The following is a 23,783-nucleotide window of genomic DNA, read 5'->3' as shown; positions in this document are numbered from 1 at the left end:
AGGGCGCACGCGCCGTCGTACGCCCTGCGGGGGCGCACGCGCCGCCGTACGCCCCCACCCCCGGGGCGCGCCGCAACCCGCGCGCCCCGGATCCCGGCCGCCGTGCCCGCGCCCACACCGCGCGGGAGCGGCGGCCCCACCTCGCACCACCCCCGCCCAGAGGAGTCCGCCCGTGGCCATCTCGGTCTTCGACCTGTTCTCGATCGGCATCGGCCCGTCCAGCTCCCACACGGTCGGCCCGATGCGCGCGGCCCGTATGTTCGCGCGCCGGCTGCGCAACGAGGGCCTGCTGGACCCCGCCGCCTCGGTCCGCGCCGAGCTGTACGGCTCCCTCGGCGCCACCGGCCACGGCCACGGCACCCCCAAGGCGGTACTGCTCGGTCTGGAGGGCGCCTCCCCACGCACGGTGGACGTGGAGCGCGCCGACGACCGGGTCGAGGCGATCAAGGAGTCCGGACGCCTGAACCTCCTGGGCGACCACGAGATCCCCTTCTCCTACGACGACGACCTCGTCCTGCACCGCCGCAAGGCCCTCCCCTACCACGCCAACGGCATGACCCTGTGGGCGTACGACGCCTCGGGGGCCGAGCTGCTGAGCAGGACGTACTACTCGGTGGGCGGCGGCTTCGTCGTCGACGAGGAGGCGGTGGGCGCCGACCGCATCAAGCTCGACGACACCGTCCTGAAGTACCCCTTCCGCACGGGCGACGAGCTGCTGCGCCTGACGAAGGAGACGGGTCTGTCCATCTCCGCGCTGATGCTGGAGAACGAGCTGTCCTGGCGCACCGAGGAGGAGATCCGCGCCGGGCTCCTTGAGATCTGGCGGGTGATGAAGGCGTGCGTGGCGCGCGGCATGTCCCGCGAGGGCATCCTGCCCGGCGGTCTGAAGGTGCGCCGCCGCGCCGCGAACACCGCGCGCAAGCTGCGCTCGGAGGGCGACCCGGCGACCCTGGCGATGGAGTGGATCACCCTCTACGCGATGGCCGTCAACGAGGAGAACGCGGCCGGCGGCCGGGTGGTGACCGCCCCGACCAACGGCGCGGCCGGCATCATCCCGGCGGTGCTCCACTACTACATGGACTTCGTGCCGGGCGCCGACGAGGAGGGCGTCGTCCGCTTCCTGCTCGCGGCCGGCGCGATCGGCATGCTCTTCAAGGAGAACGCCTCGATCTCCGGCGCCGAGGTCGGCTGCCAGGGCGAGGTCGGCTCCGCCTGCTCGATGGCGGCCGGCGCCCTCGCCGAGGTGCTCGGCGGCTCCCCGGAGCAGGTGGAGAACGCCGCCGAGATCGGCATGGAACACAACCTGGGCCTCACCTGCGACCCGGTCGGCGGTCTCGTCCAGATCCCGTGCATCGAGCGCAACGGCATGGCCGCGGTGAAGGCGGTCACCGCCGCCCGCATGGCGATGCGGGGCGACGGCTCCCACAAGGTCTCCCTGGACAAGGTCATCAAGACGATGAAGGAAACGGGCGCGGACATGTCCGTCAAGTACAAGGAGACGGCCCGGGGCGGGCTCGCGGTGAACATCATCGAGTGCTAGGGAAACGGGCCCCGACCAGCGCGTACGTCTCTTTCCGCGCGGTCAGGGCCTTCCCCGCTCACGCGGCGGAAAGCCCGGCGCCCTCGCCGAGGAAGACGCCATGGGAGCCGTCATGAGTCACGACATCATGGTGAAGACGAGTTTTCCGGTTCCGGGCTTGCGGTTGCGTTCGAGTTCCGTCAGTGCCGGTATCGCCTCGTCGAGCGGTACCGTCTGGCTGATCAGCGGACGCAGCACGCCCTCCCCGGCGAGCCGCGCGATCTCTTCGGTGTCCTGCTGGTTGGACTTGCCCATCACCACCTGGTACGAGCGGCTCAGAGCACTGCGGACGAATTTCGCGGGCGCCGGCACGATGTCGATGATCCGGCCGCCGGACTTCAACAACGTGCGGGACGTCGCGATCGGTAGCTTGCCGGACGTGTCGAAGACGATGTCGAATCGTCCGCGTAGTTCCTGCGCATCGAAGTCGAAGTCGAAGCCGACGACCGGCGAGACACCGAGGTCATACGCGTCCTGCCACGCACTCTCACGGCAGCTGCCGCTCACGGTGGCACCGGCGGCCATGGCGATCTGCGCCACCGACCGGCCGACCGCACCGAGCACGCCGGTGACGAAGACCGCCTGCCCCGATCGCAGCTTGGCCCTCTTCAGGCCCTGATAGGCAGTTCCGCCCGCGATACCGAGCGTGGCGGCGTGCTCCCAGGACACGTTCGCCGGCTTGTGCACGACGTCCGTCTCTTTGGCGACCACCATGTCGGCGAACGCTCCGGCCGCTTTGAGGCTCGTCACCCCCAGCACCTCGTCGCCGGGACGCAGCCGGGTGACGCCGTCGCCGGCCGCCTCGACCACGCCCGAGAAATCGTGTCCCAGCCCGCGCGGGAACTTCCGGCCCGTCAGGGATTTCACCCGGCCGAGGTGTATCCCGATGTCCATCGGGTTCACCCCTGCCGCCCCTACGCGGACCAGAACCTCCCCGGGCCCCGGCCGCGCCGGCTGCACTTCCTCCAGTCGCAGCACTTCGGGGCCGCCGTACCGGTGGTACTGAATGCGCCTCATCAAATCCTCCACGCCGTGATGTCCCTGAGAGCCATCACACTAGCGGGTGATGTCTCTCAGTGCCATCCCTTGGGTGCTGAGGGAGGGCTGAGGGAGAGGGGAGAGGCAACGCACAGACCGTCCTTCTGGCCGGGACTCGGCCGAAGAGCGCTTCCCACGACGGGAGGGGTGCGAACGGAGCCTCGCCGCGAGGAAGCGGCCGCCTCATCGCGAAATGGCCGACCGGCCCGCCGCGACGGGGGTATACGGAGAGCTGATCACGTCACGGCGCACAGACGCCGGCACCGGCACCGGCAAGCTCAGCGACGAACATCCAGCGCACGCAGCTCCGCGAGCACCTCCGCGGCGATGACCGACAACGGTCGCGACTCGCCGTCCGCCAACCACTGCGCGAGCGCGAGGGTGAAGACGACCGAGCCGCATTCGGCCGCCAAGGTCGCCGCGGGCTCGCCGATCCCTCTGCGCCGCAAGGCCGCGCCCATCGCGCGGGCCAGGGCAGCGTATTTTTCACGCTGGCGCTCGAGCAATGTCGCGTCCGAGTCGATGATCGCCTGACGCGCCCGCACCCGGTCCCGCGGCATATCCGCGAAGACGTCACTCGCCCGATCCAGGGCCAACCCGATCAGCGACAGCAGCGAAAGCCCTTCCGGCGCCTCATCGACGGCGTCGGCCAGCGCCCGCTCCAAGGCCGCCTCCCCGGCGAACAACACGTCACGCTTGTCAGGGAAATACCGGAAGAACGTGCGCCGGGTCAGCCCCGCGGCTGCCGCGATCTCCGCCGCCGTCGTCTGGTCGTACCCCTGGCGGGCGAACAGCTCGACCGCGGCCTCCCGGAGCCGCCCGGCCGCTCCAGGTTCCCAGCGCGCCATGTCTCTCCTGCACCTCGGCCGAAACGTCACCCGGAGACATCGTACGTCGATGCTTTGAAGTCAACCGTTTCCGGCCTCCTACGACCGCCGAACGGCAGGGCGGACGCGAGGGGCTACGGCTTCAGGCGGTGACGGTGGGCCATGCCGCCTCCGGCCCCGGCCCCGGCCCAGGGGCGGAGGCGGAGGCGGCACGGCGGGGGCGCCTGCTCACTCGGTGTCCGCCGTCAGGCGCCGCCAAGCGGCTTCGCGCAGCAGGCGCAGGCCGTTGAGGCCGACGATGACGGTGGACCCCTCGTGCCCGGCGACACCGAGCGGCAGCGGCAGATTCCCGATCAGGTCCCAGGCGACGAGCACCGTGATGAACGCCCCGGCGATGACCAGGTTCTGGACGACCAGGCGGCGAGCGGTGCGCGAGAGCCGCACGAGGGAGGGGATGGTGGCGAGTTCGTCGCGTACCACGACGGCGTCGGCGGTCTCCAGGGCGAGGTCGGAGCCGGCCTTGCCCATCGCGATCCCGGAGTGCGCGGCGGCCAGGGCGGGGGCGTCGTTGACGCCGTCGCCGACCACCAGCACCCGGCGCCCTTCCGTTTCCCACGCCTTGACCGCGGCGGCCTTGTCCTGCGGCAGCAGCCCGGCGCGGACGTCGGTGATACCGACCTCGGCGGCCAGACGCACCGCCGCGCGCTCGTTGTCACCGGTCAGCAGGACGGGGGTGCGGCCGGTCAGCTCGGTGAGCGCGGCCACCGTCGCCGCGGCGTCCGGCCGCAGCCGGTCGGCGATCCCGAGGACGCCCAGCACCTGGCCGTCCCGCAGGACGGCGACCGCGGTGCGCCCGGCGTCCTCCAACTCGGCCACCGCCTCGTGAAGCCCCGCGGGGATGTCGGCGGGCAGCCGGGAGGGGGAGCCGACCTGGATCACGTGGCCGTCGATGGTGGCGGTGACGCCCTGGCCGGGCACGGAGGAGAAGTCCGTGGCCTCAGGCAGGGTGAGACCTGCCTCGCGGGCGGCGTCGACGACCGCCCGCGCCAGGGGATGCTCGCTGGGGTGCTCGGCGGCTGCCGCCACGCTGAGCAGCGTGTGCCCGTCCGGTCCGGTCCCGGAAAGGGGGCGGACGTCGGTGACGCGGGGGGTGCCCTCGGTGAGGGTGCCGGTCTTGTCCAGGGCCACGAGGTCGATCTGGCCGAGGCGTTCCATGACGACGGCGGACTTGGCGAGCACGCCGCGCCGTCCGGCGTTCGCGATGGCCGACAGCAGCGGCGGCATGGTGGAGAGCACCACCGCGCACGGGGAAGCGACGATCATGAAGGTCATGGCGCGCAGCAGCGCCGAGCGCAGTCCGTCACCGAGGGCGAACGGGACGAGGAAGACGGCGAGGGTCGCGAGGACCATGCCGAGGGAGTAGCGCTGCTCGATCTTCTCGATGAACAACTGGGTCGGGGCTTTGGTCTCGGAGGCCTCCTCGACCATCTTCACGATCCGGGCGATCACCGAGTCCGACGGGTCCCGCTCCACCCGTACGCGCAGGGCGCCGGTGCCGTTGACGGTGCCGGCGAAGACCTCGTCCCCCACCTGCTTGGCGACCGGGAGGGGTTCGCCGGTGATGGTGGCCTGGTCGACGTCGCTGGTGCCGTCGAGGACCTGGCCGTCGGCGCCGACCCGCTCACCGGGCCGGACCAGGATGGTGTCGCCGATACCGAGCGATGCCGCGTCCACACTCTCTCCGGACCCGTCGGGCAGCAGGCGGGTCGCGGTGGCGGGGGCGAGGTCGAGCAGCCCGCGCACCGAGTCGGCGGTCCGCGCGGTCGCGATCGCTTCCAGGGCGCCGGAGGTGGCGAAGATGACGATCAGCAGCGCCCCGTCGAGGACCTGGCCGATCGCCGCCGCGCCGAGCGCCGCGACGACCATCAGCAGATCCACGTCCAAGGTCTTGTCCTTGAGGGCCTTCAGCCCCTCCCAGCCGGGCTCCCACCCGCCTGTGACGTAGGTCGCGGCGAACAGCGTGCCCCACAGCCACGCCGGGCCGCCCAGCAGGTACACGGGCAGGGCGAGGAGGAACAGCACCAGGGCCGCGAGTGCCCAGCGGGCCTCGGGCAGTGCCAGCAGCCGCGTGCGGCGGCGCGGAGCCACCGAGCGCCGGACGCCGGCGGGCGGCGCGGGCCGCTGATCCAGGACAGAAGACATGACAAAACAACCCTTCACGGGCGATCCGGGTGACGGCACCACCATACAGGAACATGTGAACAAGTCTTCAGGTGTAATCGTTATGATGACGTGCATGGGTCACGGAACCGGCACCGCCAGCAGCGCCACCACCCGCGAGCGCCTCGACGCGGTCGGCACCGCCGACGTCGCCGCCACCCTCCAGGCCCTCGCCACCCCGTCCCGGCTCTACATCCTGGCCCGCCTCCAGGAAGGCCCCTGCTCGGTGAGCGACCTGGCCGAAGCGGTCGGGATGGAGTCCTCCGCCTGCTCCCACCAGCTGCGCCTGCTGCGCAACCTGGGCCTCGTCACCGGCGAACGTCACGGTCGGTCGATCGTCTACGCCCTCTACGACAACCACGTCGCCGAACTTCTCGACCAGGCGCTCTATCACGTCGAGCACCTGCGCCTGGGCGTGCACGACACCCCGGCCCGCGCGGCCGGACCGGACACCGCCGGGCAGTAGCGGATGCCGGGTCGATGACCCGCGGCGGGTGCTCCGTCCTGTCGCGCGCCTCGGGGACCAGCAGTGCGACCACCGAGGTGGGCAGAGGCCCGTCACACACAAGGAGACGGCCCGGGGCGGGCTCGCTGTCAACATCATCGAGTGTTAGTACGGCCACCTCGGCGTGTGAGGGTTCCGCGTACACGGGGCACCACCCTCGTGTCAGGGTGGACGGGCGGCAACTCCCGTACCCCACCGCACACTTCGAGGAGTCCCCCCATGCTGCGAGGCATCGACGTCAGCGCCTACCAGTCCTCTTCCTTCGGCACGGACGGTCTCTCCTTCGCCTTCATCAAGGCGACCGAGGGCCGCTCGTACGTCAACCCCCGGCTGTCCGCCCAGACCAAGCACGCCCGCGACGCCGGACTCGTCGTCGGCTTCTACCACTTCCTCTGGCCGGGCAACCTCACCGCCCAGGCCGAGTACTTCGTCGAACACGCCCCCGAGAAGGGCAGCGACCTCCTCGCCGTCGACTGGGAGACCACCGGCGAGGGCACCCACGCGAGCAACGCGGAGAAGGACAGCTTCATCCGCAAGGTGAAGGCACTGCGGCCGAACCACCGGGTCCTCCTCTACTGCAACCGGCATTTCTGGCTCAACGTCGACACCACCTCCTACGCGGGCGACGGTCTCTGGATCGCCGACTACGTGACGGCCGGCGAACCCCGTATCAAGGCCAAGTGGCGCTTCCACCAGTACACGTCCGACCCGCACGACAAGGACGTCGCCGACTTCGGCAGCAAGGCCGCGCTGAAGAAGTGGGCGGACGACGCCTGAGAAACACGGTCCGCCCAGAGGTTTCACCGCTCGTCCACGGGGCCACACTGACCCCGTCCCGATGCGGTCGACGACGGGGGTTGACGAACATGGCGCAGACGGATCCCGTGGACACCGCCTGGCGGATCCACGCGGCGCTCGCCGACTGGACCGGCAAGGTGGACGCGAAAGCCGGTTTCGCGCTCACTCTGGAGTCCGCGGTCCTCGGAGCCGTCATCGCGGTCTCCGGCTCCCGGCACCGGCCGGAACTCGACGGCACGCTGCCCGTGATCCTCCTCTGGCTGGGAGCCGGCCTTCTCGCACTCGCCGCCCTCGCGTCCGTGTCGGTGGTCGGTCCACGGTTGCGGACCCCGGCCGGGCACGACTGGCGGGAGCACTTCGTCTACTTCGGCGACCTGCGCCACTGGGCTCCCGAGCACCTTGCCGAGAAGCTGGCCGACACCTCCCCGCTGGAGTCGCTGTCACGGCAGATCGTCTCCATGAGCAGGATCGCCTGGACCAAGCACCAGCGGGTACAGCAGTCACTGCTGCTGGCCGTCACCGGGGTGGCGGCCATCGCACTCGCGTGGCTGCTGGGCTGACCGGCGTGGATCACCGTCCGGCACCCTTCTGGGACGCGCTGGAGGACGGCGACCGCGCCGCGCTGCGCGGGGTCGCGACCGCCGTACGGCTGCCCCCGGGCGAGATGTTCCTGGCCCAGGGCGAGGACTCCGACCACCTGATCGTCGTGTTGCGCGGCTGGGTCAAGGTCGTCGCCGAGTCCCCCGCCGGCTACCGGGCGCTGCTGGCGCTGCGCGGTCCCGGTGAACTCCTCGGCGAGCAGGCCGGGGTGGAACGGCGTCGCCGCTCGGCGTCCCTCCTCACGGCCGGCCCGGCCCAGCTGCTGCGGGTGCCCGGCGCCCGCTTCCACGCCCTGGCCCGGACCCGCCCCGGCATCGGCGCGGCGCTTCAGCAGACCCTGTCCCAGCGGCTGCGCGAGGCCGACCTGCAACGCGCCGGCATCACCGAGCCGGTGCCCGCCCGGCTCGCCGCCCTCCTCCTCGACCTCGTCGAACGATGCGGCCGCCCCGAGCCCGACGGCACCGGCCACCGCATCGCCCTCCCGCTCTCCCAGGACGATCTGGCCGGTCTGCTGCTCACCTCCCGCCGTACGGTGAGCCGGGTCCTGACACGGTGGCGCACGGACGGCTGGGTCGTGACGGGCCGCCAGTACCTGCTTGTCCGCTCCGCCGACCAGTTGAAACGGCAGGCCTTCGGCGACTGACCGGGGCACGGATCACGGGCCCGGACCATCGGGACGCGGGGCCGCCCGGCCGGAGAGCCGCCCGGCCGGAGGGTCAGACCTCGTCGACGTCGATCCAGGTGGTGTCCGACTTGCCCTCCCCGGCGGCCCGCTCCAGTTTGGGCAGCCATTCGGACAGGGGCGGCCGGTGCCGCGGCCGGTCCGCGAGACTGCGCTCGGCCATCCACGCCAGCTCGGCCGAACGGCCGCTCAGCGGACCGCTGTCCGTACTTTCCTGGTCCCGATTGAACAACCGCAACGCCATCAGCCCCAGCTTGTACACGTCCGACGCCCGTGTCGCCTTGCGCGGTTCCGGCGCCGCCCACCCCGGCGTCTCCACCTGATCCAGCGCGTCACGGCCCCGCAGCCGCATCGAGTCGCAGTCGATGAGCAGGCAGCTGGGCCACACGTCCACCCGGAACAGGATGTTCTTCGGGGACAAGTCCCCCACCGTGATGCCGTGCCGGTGGAGCGTGGCCACGATCCCAACCAGGTCCTTCAGCAGCAGCAGACGCAGCTCGTCGCCGACCTCCAGCCCGATCCGGCGGAGGTACGCGTCCGGATTCAGCAGGAGGTCGAGGCTGCGTGGCCGGTCGTGCAGGGCCGGACTCCGCAGGACGTAGTCCGCGGAGGCCTGCCGCATCAGGACGCCGCTCGGCACCCCCAGTCGCCGCCCCACCATCAGCGGCCATGCCAGCCGGGAGTCCAGGAAGGCGTGTTCGTCCGGACTGTCGCGGGCGAGGGCCCGGAAGAACCCGACCATGTTCTGCAACACCTCCGGATCGCGCAGCACACCCGGGCGGTACTCCTTGTAGGCGAGCGGACCGCTCAGTCCGGGGACGTCGCGCACCACCGGGTACACCGTGGCCTGGCCGCCTTCTCCCAGCCGGAGGTTCGGATGCAGAAGCGGCCCGGAGATGCCGGGCACCGCCTGTGCGCCGGGTTCGCCGGCCGGCCCGGCGGCGCCGGTGCGCGGCCACTCCGCCTCCGGCGTGTCCACGGGAGCGGCGGGGGCCCACGACGGGGGCCCGGCCCGTCCGGCGACGGACACCCAGCTCTCGCACGGCCCGCCGTCGGCTCCGGCCGGCACCTCGAAGGGCGCGTAGTCGGTCGGCCGGATGCCCGGGTCCGCGGCCATGACGACGAGCTTGTGGAACACGTCCGACAGCACGAGCACCAGCGTGGGAGGGTCGGACGCCGGTCCCGTGGGCGTGAGTTCCATCAGCCGGACCAGGTGGGAGACCGCCCGGGTCGACCAGTGCTCCGCGCCCGGCGCGATCGTGCCCATGTGCAGGCCCAGGCGCACGGACAGCCTGTGGTCGCCACGGCAGCGGTCGTTGTGCCCGGCCAGGTGGTCGTCGAGGGAACGCACGAAGTCCCGCAGCAGCCCGGCCCCCCTGACATCCATGGAGACGCGGACGCCGAGGCCGGCGTCCCGGGCCTGCATCCGGAATTCCTGGGGTCGCACCCGCGCCTCGGTGAGCGCCTGGCGGGTGCATTTCTCCAGGACGTCGCGCAGGAACGCCTGAGCGGTCTCGGCGCGCTCGCCGATACCCGCCACGTGCAGCAGGAGGAACCAGCAGGCGGTCGAGTCCCCCGAGTCAGCAGGCCGCATGGCTCACGCCGCCTTGCGGTGCCTTGTAGATGCGGTAGCCGTCGGTGTGGGTCAGCTGGTAGGTCACCCGCCAGTCCTCGCAGGTGGAGTCCGGGGCGTCACCCGGGCCGAGGCCCGCGGACTGGTGGCTGCGGAAGCTCAGCGTGGCAAGCGTGTAGTCGCCCGAGGTGTCCAGGGAGCGCAGCACCAGGCGGCTGTCCTTCGTGGTGGACATGAGGCGCTTCCACTCCCGGCGGCCTCGGGCGGAGCCGAGGTCGACGGCGGTGGTCGCGGGGTCGTAGTGGCGCAGCGCGGTGTCGTACTTCCCGGCGTTGATGGCGCCGTAGAAGCCGGCGAACATGTCGGCCACCTTCTCGGCCTCCGGTTCGTCGGCGACCCGTGAGTAGTCGACGGCGGTGCCGAAGGCGCGGGCGCGGGCCGGGGCGGACTTCCCGCCCGAGCCGGGGGCGGCGGAGTCGTCGGCGCGGTCGAGGGTGGTGCCGGACGAGCCGCCGGACGTCGCCGCCGGGGAGCCGCCGGAGCCGCCGGAGCCCTCGGAGTCGTGCCCGTGCTCCATGAGGGAGTAGCCGACCGCGGCGCCGAGCACCACCAGGACCAGCACCAGCACGGTGAGCGCCTGCCTCACCCACGACGACGACGTGGCCCGGGGCGGCACCGGTCGCGGCAGGGTGCCGGCGGCGGGTGAGGGTGTCGTACGGGCCAAAGGCGGCTTGGGCCCCGGGGCCGCGGCCGGCCGCGGTTCCGGGGCGGGCTGCGGCGTCGGAGCGGTGGGGTGGGAGGGGCGGCCGGCGGCGGGGCGGCTCTTCAGCCGGTTGTCCGCCATCTCCAGATCGGTCAGCCAGTCGCCGGGCGACGGCCGGCGGTGCGGCTCGCCGCTTCGGCTGCGTGTGGCCAGATTGGCCAACTGCGTCGATATTCCCCGCAGCGGTCCGACATCCGTGTCGTCCTGGCTGCGGTTGAAGACCCGCGCGGCGAGCAGCCCGAACTTCAGGGAGTCGGAGGCGACCGTGGCCTTCTCCGGTTCCGGCACCGTCCAGCCCGGGGTCTCCAGCTGGGGCGTCACGTCCCTGCCCCGGTACCGCATCGAGTCGCAGTCGATCAGCAGGCATCTGCCCTGCCCGGCCAGCGTGAACATGACGTTCTTGGGAGAGAGGTCGCCCACCACCACATGCTGCTCGTGCAGCCGTACCAGGGTTCTGGCCAGGTCGATCAGCAGTCGCAGCCGCTGTCGGTCGTCGACGTGCAGTCCGATCTTCGCCGTGTAGGCGTCCTCGTTGAGCAGGAACTCCAGACCCTGCGCCTTGGTCTGTCCCAGTTGGCTGCTGTACAGCTCGAACTCGCCGGGCACCCGCGGCATCAGGAAGCCGCGCACACGGGTGCCCGGGTTCGCCGACGGCAACGGGGCGGTGGGCGGCCGGCCGTCGTAGACCATGACGGCCGGCCAGGCCAGCCGGGCCCGGAGGAAGGAGCGCTCGCGGAGTGCGAGCGGCTCGAGGAAACAGCACATGTCGTGCAGCACGTCGGCGTTCACGGGCTCCCGGTACTCCTTGTAGACCCAGGAGCTCCCGTCCAGCCGGTCCGGCGGGTCGGGCACGGCGTAGACGACGCCCTGACCGCCGTCGCCCAGCCGGTTCGACCGGTACTCACCCAGCTGGTCGGGGCGGACCCAGCGCACCTTTATCTCCGGCATCCGGCCACCTCTCTCAAGCGCGGCATCCGGCCGCCTTCGTCAGCCGCGGCACTCGCGCACCTCGCTCCGGGGCCACAGGGCCAGCAGGGTCCGGTCGTCGTCGAACGTCTCCCGCGAAAAGTCGAGCAGGTGCGCGAAGCCCAACGGCGGCACGGGGCCCACCAGCGCGTCGGCGAAGAGCCGGGCGACGGCGCCCCGGCCGTCGCCGACGGGGTCCCCGAAGCCGTCGGTGCCGATCAGCAGGACGGTGCCCGGGTCCAGTTCGAAGGCGAACGGGCGGATCTCGGCGGGGAGGTACGGCAGTGGCCGGACCGCCGAGGAGAGCAGCCCGTCGGCTCCCGTCCGCTTGCCGCCGGCCAGCGGGTAGAGCTCTCCGTGCTTGATCGCCCAGACCCCCGAGTCGCCCACCCACACCAGCTCCACCCGCACCCCGCCCGGGCCCGGAGTGGCCACGCCGGCGACCAGGGTGGTGGCCAGCAGGTCGGCCGTGGCCTCGACGCCCGTGTCCGGGGCGCGCAGGAGGCGACGGGCCTGCTCCAGCAGTTGCCAGTGGACCGTGGACAGCAGTTTCCGCCAGTCGGTGGCCCGGCCGGCGCCCGCCCGGACCTGGGCGAGGAGTTCGTCGACCGCGCTGCGGCAGGCCAGTTGCGAACCGATGTGCGGCTGCCGCGCGTCGGACACGCCGTCCGCGACGGCGAACACCACCGCACCGGTCGCCGGGTCCCAGCCCGCTGCCGCGTCGTCCTCGCGCGGACGGCCGTCGTAGCGGTGCTGGTGACCGCGAACGGAGGCGAGCCGCAGGTCGAGGGCGTCGGTGGACCAGCCGTCGCACACCGTGTCGGGGCGGTACGACAGCCCCCCGGTCGGCGGTCGGGGGGCGAACAGCGGACCGGGCGTGCCCACGACGAGCGGGCGCCAGCGGTCACCGGGTGATGCCTCGCCGCCGGCGGCGTGGCCGGACGCCTGGACGAGAGCGCCGGGTGTGCGGTGGGCCGACGGGGCGGGCGCACCCGTTTCCGACCAGTCCTCCCGCTGCCAGTCGTACACCTCGCCGGGGCCGGGCTCCTGCCCTCCGCCCTGGCCCAGCGGCTCCAGGGGCTCCAGGGGCTCCTGCGGTTCCGGCACGTACAGGGCCGGCGCCGGACGGGGCGGGGGCGGGACGGGCCGGTCCGGACCCCACTGCTCCTCGGGGCTCTGGCGGTGCTTGCCCACGTCAGATCACGTCGATGGCGACGGTGAAGCCTTCCGGCTTGTCCACCACCAGTTGCGGCGACTGGGACGTCAGTGACCGCCCCGAGGCGATCACGCTCTTGGTGAGCGAGGTGCAGAACTTGGCGATCGCCGCGCCGACGTCGACGCCCTTGTTGGCGACGAACCCGAACTCGGGGCGGGTGGCGACCTGGTTGATGGTCGGCGCGTCGGCGTCCACGATGCCGCAGGCGATGATGTTCGGCGCGCCCAGGGTGGTGGCGTGGTCGGTGAGCCGGCGGTGCGCGTCCTGCCAGTCCTCCCCGTGGTTGGGCAGGCCGTCGCTGAGGAAGAACACGGCGGGCCGGTGCACCAGGTAGCCCTCGGACTTGAGGGAGCCGACGTCGCCGGGAATGCGGGCGATGAGGTCCTCGAAGGCGGCACGGTAGCTGGTCATGCCGCGCGTCCACAGGCGCGGGAACTCGTTCGCGCTGCGCAGGTCCACCAGGTGGACCCGTTCCACCACGTCGTCCGAGAAGCCCAGCACCGAGAAGCGCACCTTGGCCGCGGCCATCGGTTCGCCGAGCAGGGCCTGGTGCAGTGATCTGAGGCCGTCGTTGAGATCGTCGATGTGCTCGCTCATCGAGCCCGACTCGTCGGCCAGAACGTAGATGGGGAGCAAGTGCCCCCGATTGCTTTCCCTCATTGTCGTTCCGTCTCCGTCGTTCTCGTCCCGTTGGTGTCACATGGGTGGTGGTGCTTCCCGGTCCCCCTTCCGGCGCCGTATGACGGGCCGTCAGATGGCGGGAGAATACGTCAGAGTGCGTCCTGTGCGGGCCGGAAACCGTCCGGTGCGGTGACCGAGAACTGGGGGTCGCCGGCGGCGAGACGCTCCCCGTAGCCGACGACCCCGTCGCGCAGCAGGGCGGCGCAGCTGTGTGCGGCGGAGGCGGTGTCCTGGTGCGGGGCCGCCGTGAAGCCGAACTCCGGCCTGGTCGCCAGGGTGCGCACCGCCCGGGGTTCGGCCCGGCCGATGCCCAGGGCGATCAGATGCGGTGCCGCGGGGTGGGTGGCGGCGTCGGTCAGCTCCCGGTGGGCGGCCTCCCAACCTGTGGCGTCCTCGGGCACGCCGCCGGTGAGGAAGTACACGACGGGCCTGAGCACCTGTACGCCCTCCGCCCTGACGACGGTGACGTCCTGCCCGATCAGCGACTTCAGGGTGCGGAAGGCGTGGGTGTACGACAGTCCCGGCCGCTCGACGAGGATCGGCGTGCGGGTGCCGGGCACCACCTGCTCCAGGTGCAGCCGGGGTTCGGTGGTGGCGGCCATGCCGAGGACGCACAGGCGCAGTGCGGCGGAGACCCGCGGCGCGGCGGAGAGCGCGGAGTGCAGGGCGGCCAGGCCGCGGTTGAGTTCGTCCACGGACGCGCGGTCGAGGGACTCGTCCAGCACCAGATAGATCAGCGCGGCACCGGCGAAGGCGGCGGACGGAGTCCGGAGGGTGTCCGCGCCGGACGGCTCGACCAGGGTGGGGGCGGGCTCCCCGGCCGCCGGAAAGGCGGACCCGGCGGCCGGACGCGTCCCCGGGCCGGGGGCCGGGATGCCGGGCGCCGGCGTGCCGGAAGTCGGCGTGCCGGGAGTCGGGGACCCGGGGGCCGAGGCGCCCGGGACCAGGCTGCCCGGGACCGGCGCAGGCGCGGCCGCCGTGAGCCGGGCCGGGGGCGCGTCCCAGGGCCGGGTGCCGAGCGCCGGCAGGGGCGCGGCGACGGGCGGCAGGGCTCCGTCGCCGCCGGTGGCGCGGCCCACCGTGCCGGTGAGCTGCCGGCGCATCAGGTCCAGGTCGCCGGACTGGATCAGCCCCTTGTCGGCCATCACCTCGAACAGGCCGAGGGCGCGCTGGTTCTGCAACTCGGCGGTGGCGGCCCGGGAGTCCTCCATCTGGCGCAGCATGGCGAAGGCACCGGCCGCGTCGTGCGGGTGGGTCACCAGGTACTGCTTGATCAGGTCCTCGGCGGTCACCAGCATCCCGGCCAGGGCGCGGGCCTGCCGGGCGGTGGCCGCGAGCTCCTGGGCCTGCTTCAGGGCGTCGATCTCGCCCTGGCGCCGTGTCTCGCCGAGGTCCGGCGTGTGCTCGGCGGCCCCCTGTTCCTCCCGCCAGGCGGCCCGGATGAGGGTCTCCTCGTGGGTGCGGGCCGCCTCCGCGGCGGAGACCCACACCCGGCAGCCGTGGAGGCGCAGCCCGGCCGGGAGGGCCGTCGGCCGGGCGCACAGCTGATTGAGGTGGTGCTCCAGGCCGGAGGCGTCGCGGATGTCGAAGCGCCGGCCGGCCCCGTGGAAGAGGGTGATCAGGTGTTGGTGCACCGGCGTCAGGGCGTCTTCCAGACCGGCCCGCACCCAGTTCTTGGCGCCGTCCCAGCCGTCGATGCCGAAGGTGAAGGAGACCGTCACCTCGAAGGTGTGGACGCCGTCCCGGGAGACCAGCGGATTACGTCCGAGGACGGCGGTGCGGGTGTGGGCGCGCAGGTCGACCTCGTACCGGGTGCGGTAGCGGGAGAACACCTGCTGCGAGGGCTTCATCGGGCGGCCCTCGAAGCACTCGACGTCGCCGAACGCGTCGGCGTAGACGACCGCGAGGTGCGGCTGGGTCGCTCTGGTGGGTCCCAGTGCCATGCGCGGCACCGGTGACTGGCTGACTGTCAAAGAGACCGGTTCGGTCACCGGGCACCCCCTGGCTGGGCTGGCGGAACGGGCTGTGCTGTCGGGCGGGGCGTCGGCCGGGTGCCGGAACGGCCCGGAGGCCGCGGCTCCGGGCGCAGGGCGCCGCCGAGGACCGCCGCGGAGCGGGGCAGTGGCCGGAAGCGGTCGCGCTCGGTCCAGCCGCGGGCGTAGCGCCCCAGCAGCAGCCCGACGCGCGGCGAGCGGGCGGCCACGTCGTCGACGAGGAGGCGGACCAGGTCGTCGAGGAGCAGCGGGTCGGACTCGGCCCGGGCGGCCCACCCCTCGAGCACGGTCGCCGCCTCGTCGGCGAAGAGTTCGCCGCCGATCGTCTCCGACCACAGATAGCCGAGCAGCCGGCGCACTTCGCCGCCCGGCGGGGCCTCGGCGGCGAGCCGCAGCAGGGTCGGCCGGTCGCGTGCCGGGGCGTCGGCGCCGTCCGTCCCCTTGGTGACCAGGGAGTCGGCGAGGATGAGGAAGACCAGGTGACCGCAGGCGCGGCTGCGCGGCTCGTGCACCATCTCGGCGACGGCGCGCAGCACCGTCGGTGCGTGCGCGGCCACGTCCTCCTCCACCAGATCGGCGAAGGCGTCACCGATCGCGATCGCCACCGGCATGCGGTCGACGGTGCCGAGCCGGGTGAGGGCCTGTACGGCGCCGGCGAGGTCGCCCCCGCCCAGGCACAGGCCGAAGGCGCGGGCCGCCGCGGCCTGGAAGGGCCATCCGCCGTCGAGGTACCAGCTCTGGACGAGGGCGTGCACGCCGGGCCGCAGTACCGGGTCGCGGGCGCACACCCGCAGCGCGTAGGCGATGGCCTCCCGGCGCAGGGAGCCGGCCGTCTCGTCCTGGATCCACCGGGGGAACACCTGGGTGGCCATGTGGTCGAAGGCCTCGGTGGCGATGACGCCGAGCGCGGTTCCGGCGAAACCGCGCACCTGCTGGGAGGGCGAGTCGACCAGTCCGGCCAGCCAGTCCACGAGTTCGCGCTGGATGCCGTACTCGGACCAGACGTGCCGGATGACGCGGGCCGGGTAGTCGGGGTCGCGGTACTCGGCGACCGTGCACGGCAGCCGGCCGTAGGTGCCCTCGGTGACCGCGGAGACGGTGCGGGCGCGCAGTTGCTCCGCGAACAGGCGGCGGGGCTGGGCGAACGGGTCGCGGCGCAGCGGTACGGGACCGTGCTGGAGGCTGGCGGTGAGGACGCCGCGATCACTGCGGAACCGGTCCAGCAGGGTGGTGGCGGCGTGGGCCACGTCCTCCTGGGGCAGGCCGCCGAGGACGGCGAGCGCGATGGCCTGGGTGCGCAGCGCCGTGTCGCCGAGCCCTTCGAACCAGTCCTCCGGTCCTTCGCCGCCGGTGTGGTCCATGCGGGCGCGGACCCGGTCGGGGTCGAGGTCGCCGCCGTGGTGCTCGTGCGCGAGCACGTCGGCGAGCCGGGCGGCGTCGCGGCAGGCGGCGGAGTCGTCCAGGAGGTCCGCGACGAGTTCGGCGACGCCGTCCCGGGCGAGGACCCGCTCGGCGTCCTCCTCGCCGAGCCGGTGGGCGAGGTGGGCGGCGAGAACGGGGCGCAGGGTGCCGGGGCGGGCGACGCGCTGCACGTACTCGGCGGCGCCGGCACCCGGTCCGCTCCCGGGGCCGGCGATCAGCACCAGGCGGGCGTCGGCCCGCCTCAGCAGGTCCTCCAGGCCCGCGAGCAGGGAGCCGGTGAGTTCGCCCAGGTCGCCGGGGCGGTCGAGCAGCAGGCCCACGCCGGTGCCGAGCCGGAGCGGGCCGGTCAGGCGGGACAGTTCGGCCACCGAGTCCAGCAGGTACCAGGTGCTGACGCCGGCGGACAGCAGCAGTCGCACGGCCGCCGCGGTCTTGCCCGCGCCCGCGGGGCCGCGCAGCACCACGGAGCGGCGCTGCCAGGCGTCGGCCTGGATCTCCTCCCAGCGGGGCGGCGGCTGGAAGGCGTGGCGTACGGCCTCCACCGTGCCGGCGTCCAGGGTGCGCAGCACGACGCCGCGTTCTCCCGCGGCCTGGACGACGATCTTGTCGCCCTGTACCCGGTCGCCGCCGATGTGTGTCCACGCCTCGCGCAGCAGGCCCGCGCGCAGGCTGCCCTGGCCGGTGCGGGCGGTGGCCCGGCTGGCGCTGGTGCCCGTCCCGACGTTGTCGCCCTCCGCCGCCGGCGTCGGCGGGGCAGTGGGCGGTGCCGCTTGCCCGCCGGCGTCCGCGGGCGGTGCCTGGCCACCGCCGGGCGCGGGACCGGCGCCCGGCGGCGGGGCCGGGCGGCCGGGCGGGGCGGCGGGCGGCGGGGCGGGGGCCGGGGCGGGACCGGCAGCCGGAGGAGTGCTCATGATCCGTCCACGGCGGTGGCGCGGCCGTCCACGCCGTGCGGATCGGCCGGTCCGCCGGGCCGCCCCGGCGCGGCGGGAGCGGCCGACGGCGACGTGGCGGTGCGGTCGTGGACGATCTTGTCGCCGTTCACGTAGTCGCCGTTGATCGCGATCGCGCCCTCGCCGACGGCGACCTGGCTGTGCGCCAGGTCGCCGAAGCGGAGTGCGGGCGGCGGGACCGGGCTCCCCCGGTCGGCCCCGCCGCCCGTTCCCGCGGCGTCGCCCGTGCCGGAGGACTCCCCGTCGTGTCCTGCGGCGCGTGGCGGCTCCCCCGAGTCCGCGGGAGGTACGGGCGGCGCCGGATAGCCGGGTACGGTGACCCAGCCGCGGCGCGGCTCGCCGTGTTTGGTGACGAAGTCGACGGCCGCGTAGGCCGCCGGGTCGATGCCCGGGTAGCGCTGCGCCACCACCGACGTGTACATGTGGTCGGAGACCACGAACACCAGGTGGGCGCGGCGCGCCCGGGCGAGCGTCGCCTTGACCGGCCCGGCGTCGACCAGCCGGGCCAGGTCGTTGATGGCGGTGCCCGCCCACCGCTCGCCCCGCCGGATGACCAGGCCCTGGTTGGCACCCACCCGCAGTCGCATGCGGTGGTCCTCGTTGTACTTGCCGTGGTGGTCCGCCAGGGCGTCCTCCAGCCCGCGCACGAGTTCGCGCAGCAGGGTGGTCGGGCTGGTCGCGGCCGGGAGCAGGATCAGCACGCCGTCGCCCCGGTCCTGCACGGAGCACTGGTCGAGGTCCAGCCCCGCCCGGGCCAGCGCGAACTCGACCACCTGGTACATCTCGTCGCTCAAGGTCGCCTGATAGGTCTCGGGACGCAGGCTGAAGTCCTCGATGTCGAGCAGAACGATCCAGTGGTTGATCGGGTCCGGCGCCACCATGAACGACCTCCTGTGCCCGGGGCAACGCTCGCCCCTCGCATACTGAATAGGACCTGTCGCGAGCAGCGTCTACGCCAACTGGCGCACAACGGGGCATGTTCGCCGTTCCCGTCGCGCGCTCCCCCACGGGTCCCCCCGGAGCCGTACAATGCCCCGCGCGGTCGACGGCCAATCCCGTGGACCGGTATGACGTGCCGTCAATTACGGTTAGTCGACGGCGGGTTGCCGGACATGCGCGTGCGGCGGACGTCCGTCCGCCGGGGCCCGACGCCTCCGGGCCGGCTCGCGTCCGCCGGACCGTTACGCCCTGCCCCGCAGCAGCGCGAGCGTCCCTTCCAGTTCCTCGCGCAGGACCGTCGACGCCGCCTCGGCGTCGCCGCGCGTGATCGCCTCGACCAGGGCCTCGTGGGTGTCGTCGCCCGTGTTGGGGTCCGCCGTGCGCAGGCCCACCAGGTCGAGCATCTCGATCAGGCCGCGGCGGAGGGTGGGGGTGAACTCGGTGAAGAGGTCGGCGAGTACGGGGTTGTGCGCGGCGGTGACGACGGCCGCGTGCAGGGCGATGTCGGCGTCGACGAAGGCCGCGTCGTCCCCGGCGGCGGCCGTGCGGCGGCCCGCCAGGGCGGTCCGGAGCGCGGCGGTGTCCTCGGGGGTGCGGCGGGCGGCGGCGAGGGCGGCGGCGTGGACCTCGACGCCGAGGCGGACCTCGTAGACGTCGGTGACGGCGGCGCGGCGCAGCCGGGCGGGCCAGTCCTCGGCGGGCTCGGTGGCGGTGACGAAGACACCGGCGCCCTGCCGGGCCCGAACCAGTCCGGCGCCGGCGAGGGCGCGCAGCGCCTCGCGGACCGTGGAGCGGCCGACGCCGAGCTCCTTGGCCAGCGTGGTCTCCCCGGGGAGCTTGGTGCCGACCGGCCACTGTCCGCCGGTGATCTGTGCGCGCAGCCGGTCCGCGGCCTGTTCGACGAGCGGGCTGGGGCGGACGGCGTCTAGCGGCATGGGGGCACCTTACGTGGACGGACGAGGGGAGGAGGCGGGGGCGGCTCGCGGCGGTAACTTGTCTGAGGAGCTGAGGTGTGGGTAGCGTACCGGCATGGCGTACCGCGGTCTGCTTCTTCTCGGCTGCCGCGGCGGGGTTTGACCACGACCGGCACCCCGCCGCGGGGTTCGGCCGTGCCGCCGGTCGCCGTCCGACCGAGCCGAAGGCAGTCGCAGACCAGCATGAGCAGCACCTACGAGGGCCGTCCGCCCGCCCAGGAGCCCTGGAATTCGCAGCGGCCCAGCCCCATGCCGTACCACCGCTATCGCCCGTTCGAGGAGCGGGTGCGCGTCCCCGTCGAGGAGCGGCGGTGGCCCGCCGCCCGGTTCGCGCGCGCCCCGCTGTGGGTGCCGGTCGATCTGCGCGACGGCAACCAGGCGCTCGCCGAGCCGATGGACACCCCGCGCAAGCGACGCTTCTTCGACCTGCTGACCGGCATGGGCTTCAAGGAGATCGAGGTCGGCTATCCCTCCGCGAGCCGTACCGACTTCGACTTCGTGCGGCACCTGGTGGCGGACGGGGCCGTGCCCGACGACGTCACGCCCGTCGTGTTCACGCCCGCCCGGCCGGAGCTGATCGACACCACCTTCGACGCGATCGAGGGGATGGACCGGGCCGTCGTCCATCTGTACATCGCCACCTCGCCGGTGTGGCGGGAGGTCGTGCTCGGGCGGGACCGGGACGGGGTGCGGCGGACCGTGCGGGAGGCGGCCGAGCGCATGGCCCGCCGCGCGGACGGGCTGCGCGGGCAGGTGCGCTTCCAGTTCTCGCCGGAGACCTTCAACCTGACCGAGCCCGACTATGTGCTGGAACTCTGCGACGAACTGACCGAGTTCTGGGACGCGAGCCCCGACCGCCCGGTCACCCACAACCTCCCCGCCACGGTGGAGATCGCCACGCCCAACGTCTACGCCGACCAGATCGAGTACGTCCACCGCCGGCTGGCCCGCCGGGACTCCGTCATCCTCTCCGTCCATCCGCACAACGACCGCGGTACGGGCGTCGCCTGCGCCGAACTCGCGGTGCTGGCCGGGGCGCAGCGCGTGGAGGGCTGTCTGTTCGGCAACGGGGAGCGCACCGGCAACGTCGATCTGGTGACGCTGGCGCTCAACCTGTTCGCGCAGGGCGTCGACCCCATGGTCGACCTGAGCGACATCGACGCGGTGCGGGCGACGGTGGAGCACTGCAACCGGCTGCCGGTGCACCCGCGCCATCCGTACGCCGGTGAGCTGGTCCACACGGCGTTCTCCGGCACCCATCAGGACGCCATCGACAAGGGGTTCGCCGCGCACGCCAAGCGCGCCGCCGAGCTGGGGGTGCCGGAGCGCGAGGCCCCGTGGGCGGTGCCGTACCTGCCGGTCGACCCGGCGGACCTGGGGCGCTCGTACGAGGCGGTGATCCGCGTCAACTCGCAGTCCGGCAAGGGCGGGATGGCGTATCTGCTGCGGACCGGGCACGGTGTGGACCTGCCGGCCCGGATGCGGCCGGACTTCTCGGCGGTGGTGCAGCGGGCCACCGACGACAGCGGCCGGGAGGCGACGGCGGCGGAGCTGTACGCGCTGTTCGAGGCGGCGTACCTGGCGCCGGGCCGGGAGGGCGCGGTACGGCTGGCCGCCTGGTCGGCGACGCAGGAGCCGTCCGGGGCGCACCGGTTCGTGTGCGCGCTGGAGCGCGACGGCCGGACCGGCGACCACGAGGGCACCGGCAACGGTCCGCTGTCGGCGTTCGCCGACGCGCTGGCCGGGGCCGGCATCGCGGTGGAGGTGCGGGACTTCGCCGAGCACGCGGCGGGCCCCGGCGCGGACGGCGAGGCGGTCGCCTACGCCGAGTGCCGGGTGGACGGTGTCACCGCGTGGGGCGCGGGCCGGGACACCTCGGTGCTGGCGGCGTCCGTGCACGCGGTGCTGTCGGCGGTCAACCGGGCGGGGGCGTGATGGGCGGGAGCGTGAGGGGCGGCGACGGCACGGACACGGTGGTGCTGGACGCCCGGGACGTCCATGTCGTACGGGACGGGCGGCCGCTGCTGCGGGACGTCTCGCTCACCGTGCGCACCGGCGAGCACTGGGCGCTGCTCGGTGCCAACGGGGCAGGCAAGACGACCCTGCTGAGCCTGCTGGGCGCGCTGGTCCACCCCACGCACGGCACGGTGGAGGTGCTGGGCCGCCGGCTGGGCACGGTGGACCTGCGGGAGCTGCGGTCCCTGGTCGGGCACGTCAATCCCCGGCATCCGCTGCGTTCGGCGCTGCGGGTGCGGGACGTCGTCCTGACCGGGCTGACCAACTCGGTGGAGCCGCAGCCGCGGTGGGCGCCGACGGCGGAGCAGGAGGAGCGGGCGGACCGGCTGACCGGCACGCTGGGGCTGGCGGACCGGCGGGAGGCCCGCTGGACGACGCTGTCGCAGGGCGAGCGCGGCCGGGTGCTGATCGCCCGCGCGCTGATGCCCGAGCCGCGGCTGCTGCTGCTCGACGAACCGGCCACCGGGCTCGACCTGCCGGGCCGGGAGCAGCTGATCGAGGCGCTGGACACGCTGCGGGAGGAGCACCCCCGGCTGGCGACGGTCCTGGTCACCCACCACCTGGAGGAGCTGCCGCCGGGCACGGACCACGCGCTGCTGCTGCGCGAGGGCGGGTCGCTGGCGCGCGGCCCGGTGGCGGAGGTGCTCACCGACGATTTGGTGAGCAAGTGCTTCGACCTGCCGCTCGCGCTGGACCGACGGGAGGGCCGCTGGAGCGTGCGGGTGGCGCGGTCGCGCCGCGGCTGACCCGTCGTACGCGTGCGGGGCACCCGGCCGGCAGGCGGCGGGTGCCCCTCGCGCATGACGTCACTTGTTGAGATACGTCCAGAACTCGTCGAACGACAGCACCTTGTCGCCGTTGAGGTCGCGGCTGGCGATGATGGACTCGGCCACCGACTCGGTGACGTTCCAGTCCCCTCCCTGCGCCAGGGCGGACTTGAACTCCGCGGCGGTGATGAGCCCGTCGCCGTCCGTGTCGATCCGCTGGAACTCCTTGCGCGCTGCCTCGATGTCCGCCACCGATCGGCCCCCTTCTGTGGTGCCTTGTCCGCCGCCCGGCACCGGCGGTGCCGCCGTACGGGCGTGTCCTGTTGACGCAGGCCAGGTTAACCGCCCGCGCGGGCGCGCAGTGCGGCGACCACCCAGGCGAACTCCTCGCGGCGGGCGGCGGCGGGGGTGCCGGTCCGCACCGTGACCAGCAGCTCGCGGTAGCGGGCGACCCGGCCGGCCGTCATCAGCTCCAGCCGTTCGAGCACGGCTGCCGGGTCGGCGTCGCCGATCAGTTCGCCGAGGACGGCGTCGGCCTCGGGCGAGGCCGGGTCGATGCCGCGCCGGAGGGCCTCGGCACCCTGCTGGACCAGCCGCCGGGCGAACCACATGGACTGTCCGGCGGGGGTGTCCGCGCCGTGGTCGGCGGCCTGGAGCTCGGCCGCCGTGCGCATCTCGGCCCGGAAGCCGGGGTCCTGGAGCAGTTCGGCCAGCTCCACCCAGGCGTCCACCTGGGCGGGGGTGGGGTCGTCGGGCAGGTCGGCGGTCAGGTGGCTCATGCGCTCCCGGATCGCCGGGTCCGCGGTGTCCAGTCCGTGGAACGTCTCGTCCACGAACTCCTTGAGGATCCTGCCGCGTTCGGCGGCGGACAGCCGGGCCAGTCTGTTCATCAGGGTCGTCTCCTCCGCGGTGGAACCGCGTTTCGCCACGGTCGACAGCACGGCACGGGTCACCCGCAGCGTCCGGATCCGGGCGTCCAGCGCGGCGACGTGGGCGGCCGCCAGCTCGGCGACGCTGCTCTCGCCGGACAGCACCCGGCGCACGTCGGCCAGGCCGAGGCCCAGCTCGCGCAGGGTGCGGATCAGCTCCAGCCGGGCGACGCTCGCGGCGTCGTAGAGCCGGTAGCCGCCGGCGGAGCGGGCCACGGGCGGCAGGACGCCCTCGTCCGACCAGTGGCGGATGGTGCGCACCGGCAGTCCGGTGGCCCGGGCCAGCTCGCCGATGGTGAGCGGTGCGGTGCTGTTCTCGGTCACATCGGCGAGTCTGGACCTTC

General features: G+C 73.4%; 20 protein-coding genes. 7 read left to right on the top strand and 13 right to left on the bottom strand.

Translation table 11 applies throughout. The features are described from left to right. Positions 1 to 172 precede the first annotated feature (172 nt). Positions 173 to 1,540, top strand: coding sequence for an L-serine ammonia-lyase (locus IO29_RS14135; RefSeq protein ID WP_030380154.1), 1,368 nt, complete (start codon positions 173 to 175; stop codon positions 1,538 to 1,540). Between the two features lie 117 nt (positions 1,541 to 1,657). Here the strand turns inward: IO29_RS14135 and IO29_RS14130 are convergent, their stop codons facing one another. The 3 genes from IO29_RS14130 to IO29_RS14120 form a co-directional block, all read right to left on the bottom strand. Further along, complete coding sequence (locus IO29_RS14130; RefSeq protein ID WP_030380153.1) at positions 1,658 to 2,596, bottom strand: NADP-dependent oxidoreductase; 939 nt, start codon at positions 2,594 to 2,596, stop codon at positions 1,658 to 1,660. A gap of 299 nt (positions 2,597 to 2,895) precedes the next feature. Then, complete coding sequence (locus IO29_RS14125) at positions 2,896 to 3,465, bottom strand: TetR/AcrR family transcriptional regulator (RefSeq protein WP_030380152.1); 570 nt, start codon at positions 3,463 to 3,465, stop codon at positions 2,896 to 2,898. A 207-nt stretch (positions 3,466 to 3,672) separates the two neighbouring features. Continuing rightward, on the bottom strand, positions 3,673 to 5,646 hold the full coding sequence (locus IO29_RS14120) for a heavy metal translocating P-type ATPase (RefSeq protein ID WP_030380151.1): 1,974 nt from the start codon (positions 5,644 to 5,646) through the stop codon (positions 3,673 to 3,675). 94 nt (positions 5,647 to 5,740) lie between these two features. Between IO29_RS14120 and IO29_RS14115 the strand changes: the two genes are divergently transcribed. The 4 genes from IO29_RS14115 to IO29_RS39430 all read left to right on the top strand — a co-directional run bounded on the left by IO29_RS14115 (position 5,741) and on the right by IO29_RS39430 (position 8,210). Continuing rightward, positions 5,741 to 6,130: an ArsR/SmtB family transcription factor gene (locus IO29_RS14115; protein ID WP_030380150.1), complete on the top strand. Its 390-nt coding sequence runs from the start codon at positions 5,741 to 5,743 to the stop codon at positions 6,128 to 6,130. Positions 6,131 to 6,388: 258 nt separating this feature from the next. Further along, positions 6,389 to 6,946: a glycoside hydrolase family 25 protein gene (locus IO29_RS14110; RefSeq protein ID WP_030380149.1), complete on the top strand. Its 558-nt coding sequence runs from the start codon at positions 6,389 to 6,391 to the stop codon at positions 6,944 to 6,946. Between the two features lie 89 nt (positions 6,947 to 7,035). Continuing rightward, positions 7,036 to 7,527 (top strand): Pycsar system effector family protein, encoded by a 492-nt coding sequence (locus tag IO29_RS39435; RefSeq protein ID WP_030380148.1) that lies wholly within the window; start codon positions 7,036 to 7,038, stop codon positions 7,525 to 7,527. Between the two features lie 5 nt (positions 7,528 to 7,532). Next, complete coding sequence (locus tag IO29_RS39430) at positions 7,533 to 8,210, top strand: Crp/Fnr family transcriptional regulator (RefSeq protein WP_051707631.1); 678 nt, start codon at positions 7,533 to 7,535, stop codon at positions 8,208 to 8,210. Between the two features lie 73 nt (positions 8,211 to 8,283). Here the strand turns inward: IO29_RS39430 and IO29_RS14095 are convergent, their stop codons facing one another. The 8 genes from IO29_RS14095 to IO29_RS14060 form a co-directional block, all read right to left on the bottom strand. Continuing rightward, a complete protein-coding gene (locus IO29_RS14095) occupies positions 8,284 to 9,843 on the bottom strand; it encodes a protein kinase family protein (protein ID WP_030380146.1) in 1,560 nt (519 codons plus the stop codon). Continuing rightward, a complete protein-coding gene (locus tag IO29_RS14090; RefSeq protein ID WP_030380145.1) occupies positions 9,830 to 11,533 on the bottom strand; it encodes a hypothetical protein in 1,704 nt (567 codons plus the stop codon). The genes IO29_RS14095 and IO29_RS14090 overlap by 14 nt, the downstream gene beginning before the upstream one ends. A 39-nt stretch (positions 11,534 to 11,572) precedes the next feature. Then, entirely contained in the window at positions 11,573 to 12,745 is a 1,173-nt protein-coding gene (locus IO29_RS14085) for a protein phosphatase 2C domain-containing protein (protein ID WP_030380144.1), read from the bottom strand. A gap of 1 nt (position 12,746) precedes the next feature. Continuing rightward, complete coding sequence (locus IO29_RS14080) at positions 12,747 to 13,427, bottom strand: vWA domain-containing protein (protein WP_030380143.1); 681 nt, start codon at positions 13,425 to 13,427, stop codon at positions 12,747 to 12,749. A 110-nt stretch (positions 13,428 to 13,537) separates the two neighbouring features. After that, positions 13,538 to 15,391, bottom strand: a complete 1,854-nt coding sequence (locus tag IO29_RS14075; protein ID WP_030380142.1) for a hypothetical protein — start codon at positions 15,389 to 15,391, stop codon at positions 13,538 to 13,540. 44 nt (positions 15,392 to 15,435) lie between these two features. Continuing rightward, complete coding sequence (locus tag IO29_RS14070; protein WP_030380141.1) at positions 15,436 to 17,775, bottom strand: hypothetical protein; 2,340 nt, start codon at positions 17,773 to 17,775, stop codon at positions 15,436 to 15,438. Continuing rightward, positions 17,772 to 18,695, bottom strand: coding sequence for a hypothetical protein (locus IO29_RS14065; RefSeq protein WP_030380140.1), 924 nt, complete (start codon positions 18,693 to 18,695; stop codon positions 17,772 to 17,774). The genes IO29_RS14070 and IO29_RS14065 overlap by 4 nt, the downstream gene beginning before the upstream one ends. 300 nt (positions 18,696 to 18,995) lie before the next feature. After that, positions 18,996 to 19,688, bottom strand: a complete 693-nt coding sequence (locus IO29_RS14060) for a FadR/GntR family transcriptional regulator (RefSeq protein WP_030380139.1) — start codon at positions 19,686 to 19,688, stop codon at positions 18,996 to 18,998. 222 nt (positions 19,689 to 19,910) lie between these two features. Here IO29_RS14060 and leuA point away from each other — a divergent pair, with 222 nt between their 5' ends. Together leuA and IO29_RS14050 are read left to right on the top strand one after the other, a co-directional pair. After that, positions 19,911 to 21,662, top strand: a complete 1,752-nt coding sequence (gene leuA / locus IO29_RS14055) for a 2-isopropylmalate synthase (protein ID WP_033225608.1) — start codon at positions 19,911 to 19,913, stop codon at positions 21,660 to 21,662. Beyond that, the gene (locus tag IO29_RS14050; RefSeq protein ID WP_030380137.1) at positions 21,662 to 22,489 is read left to right on the top strand and encodes an ABC transporter ATP-binding protein; all 828 of its coding nucleotides are present in this window, start codon (positions 21,662 to 21,664) and stop codon (positions 22,487 to 22,489) included. Before leuA ends, IO29_RS14050 begins: the two co-directional genes overlap by 1 nt. Before the next feature lie 60 nt (positions 22,490 to 22,549). Here IO29_RS14050 and IO29_RS14045 read toward each other — a convergent pair whose 3' ends face one another. Both IO29_RS14045 and IO29_RS14040 read right to left on the bottom strand, forming a co-directional pair. Further along, on the bottom strand, positions 22,550 to 22,762 hold the full coding sequence (locus IO29_RS14045) for an EF-hand domain-containing protein (RefSeq protein WP_030380136.1): 213 nt from the start codon (positions 22,760 to 22,762) through the stop codon (positions 22,550 to 22,552). Positions 22,763 to 22,848: 86 nt separating this feature from the next. Continuing rightward, positions 22,849 to 23,763 (bottom strand): MerR family transcriptional regulator, encoded by a 915-nt coding sequence (locus tag IO29_RS14040; protein WP_030380135.1) that lies wholly within the window; start codon positions 23,761 to 23,763, stop codon positions 22,849 to 22,851. Positions 23,764 to 23,783 lie beyond the last annotated feature (20 nt).

Source organism: Streptomyces sp. NRRL F-6676, assembly GCF_000725625.1.
GTDB lineage: Bacteria > Actinomycetota > Actinomycetes > Streptomycetales > Streptomycetaceae > Streptomyces.
This window is presented reverse-complemented; position numbering and strand designations above follow the sequence as displayed.